This is a genomic window from Natronospirillum operosum (assembly GCF_004768465.1).
Lineage (GTDB): Bacteria > Pseudomonadota > Gammaproteobacteria > Pseudomonadales > Natronospirillaceae > Natronospirillum > Natronospirillum operosum.
The window spans coordinates 1-2,080 of sequence record NZ_SRMF01000027.1 but is presented as its reverse complement, the minus strand read 5'-3'; the positions used below and the strand labels follow the sequence as shown (position 1 = coordinate 2,080).

Below are 2,080 nucleotides of genomic sequence, written 5' to 3'. Positions count from 1 at the left end.
CGGCACGATGCACTGGGCCGCATGACCCAGAAGATCACCGAGCACGACGCCCGGTATGACTACGCCTGGGATGCCCGAGACCGAAGGGTCAGCACCCAGCTCAGCGACTGGGAACGCAGCTACCAATACGGCAGCCTGTATGACGGCCGGCAGGAACACAGTCAGTGGGATCAGGACAACAACCCCTACCGCAGCCTCAACTACCTGCCCGGTGAACCTACCGGCAACGGCGGCCCCGGCAGCCTGCCCGAGAACGCCAACTACGGCACCCTGATCAGCCAGACCGTGCACCAGTGGGAGAACGACGAGTTCCGGGTGACGGGCTTTGCGCAGAACTACGCCGACAAGGCCTACTTCCATCAGGATCACCTGGGCAGCACGGTCAAGATCACCGGCGAAGACCCCGGCAATGCCTTCCGCTGGGATTACACCCCGCAAGGTGAAGCTTACGGGTTCACTCATCGCTACTCACACGAGCAGATGACCAGAACTCATGTGGGCCACAGCCCCAAACGCCACCTGGTGCCGTACCTGTACACCGGCCAGTACGAGACCAACCTCACCGGCCTGATCCACATGGACGCCCGCTGGTACAGCCCGCAACAGGGCAGATGGCTGCAGCCGGATTACTACAGCTTCAGCCAGTTGGCATTACCGCAAAGCGCCAGACACCAACTGCTTGGCAGCACCACGCTGAACACCCAGCACCTACTGCGTGACCCTGGTCAGCAGATGCGTTACGGTTATGTGGCTGGCAACCCCCTGCGGTGGGTGGATCCGATGGGGTTGGAGATTGCCGTGCAGGCGCATGAAGTAAAAGTAGGCCCTATTGGTAGTGGCTCCCATCATTTATCTATAATCATTATTCCAGAAAATCAAGATAGGTATGTCGATGATGAAAGGTTCATCAATCACCCCAAAGACGACAAAGTCTTTGCTACAATCGGTGGAGCAGCAGAGGGAGGTATTCCCAACTTAGGCGCTACGCTTTACTCTTATATCAATCGACCGACTGATGTACGTCAAGATGATAAAACGGATTACCAAGTAATTGATCTTTCCGGAAGAGATGAAGACGAAGTAATTGAGCAGTTGTTTGAAGCGGAGTCATCATATTCCGGATCAAGAAATCATCCTGACCCGTCCGGATCGGACAATGCGGCACCGTATTATTTCAACCCAAATGATTCTAATGAAGGATTCAACTCTAATTCGCTTGTTTCGGGTATAATTAATGAGGTTGGACTTAATAAACCTGATGTCAATGTAAGGGTGCCTGGTTATAATAAACCATTAACTAGTGACTATTTTGTAGATACAAGTAGGGGGTTAATTTGTCCAGGGCCATAGTTACGTTGATATTCTCATTTTTTGTGGTCTCTTGTGAGGGGAATGCCTTGAAAGAAGATGAATCAGATATTGCAGAAAGACTCCTTTCCAGGTTCCTGGGTACCGCCTCTTCCAGTGTATTAGAAGCCCTTGCGAGTGAGGGGGTAGAATGCTCCAGAGTGGTTAGCTTAAACGAGCCTGGAGCCTTTAGAAATAGAGAGATTGACGAAAATAGTCGCTTTTTGGTTTCTTGTGATATGGGTTCTTACAGACAGTTTATTATTTACAAGGTGTATGTTCGCGCATACTTGTTTTTTGATCATGAACAACACCTCGTCGATGCAATTGTTGTGAAGCTTCCCGAAATTGGATAATTTGAGCCATATCTGGTTTTATTTTATCCAGCACAGCGCTTTCAGGGCCAGGTTGAACGCCAGCGCTATGATGCCGCAGGTCGTATCAGTGCCCTGACCCATGATGGCGACACCACCGCCTTCAACCGGGATGAACTGGGCCGGGTCATTGAACGGCGCCTGCCCAACGATACCCGGGACCTCACGCTCTATGACCCGCTGGGCCGGACTCAGGCCATCGTGCACCAGCAGGCCGACAGCAGCCAGTATGGTTTTGATGACCGCTTCTTCCGCAACTTCCGCACCCCAAGCCGGGGTGAGTGGTCAGCGCACCGGTTTGATTTTCAGGCCACCCAACAGGACCTGCAGCGCGAGCACGGCGACAACGGCTGGTCGAC

Annotated in this window: 3 protein-coding genes; 2 read left to right on the top strand and 1 reads right to left on the bottom strand. The window is 52.8% G+C overall.

Going from position 1 to position 2,080, the window contains the following annotated elements:
* A partial coding sequence (locus tag E4656_RS20125; protein ID WP_205849294.1) for an RHS repeat-associated core domain-containing protein occupies positions 1-1,350 on the top strand: 1,350 nt, incomplete at its 5' end.
* Positions 1,351-1,397: 47 nt separating this feature from the next.
* The gene (locus tag E4656_RS20120; protein ID WP_135485117.1) at positions 1,398-1,703 is read left to right on the top strand and encodes a hypothetical protein; all 306 of its coding nucleotides are present in this window, start codon (positions 1,398-1,400) and stop codon (positions 1,701-1,703) included.
* A gap of 18 nt (positions 1,704-1,721) precedes the next feature.
* Here the strand turns inward: E4656_RS20120 and E4656_RS20580 are convergent, their stop codons facing one another.
* Positions 1,722-1,928, bottom strand: a complete 207-nt coding sequence (locus E4656_RS20580; RefSeq protein ID WP_240754055.1) for a hypothetical protein — start codon at positions 1,926-1,928, stop codon at positions 1,722-1,724.
* Positions 1,929-2,080 lie beyond the last annotated feature (152 nt).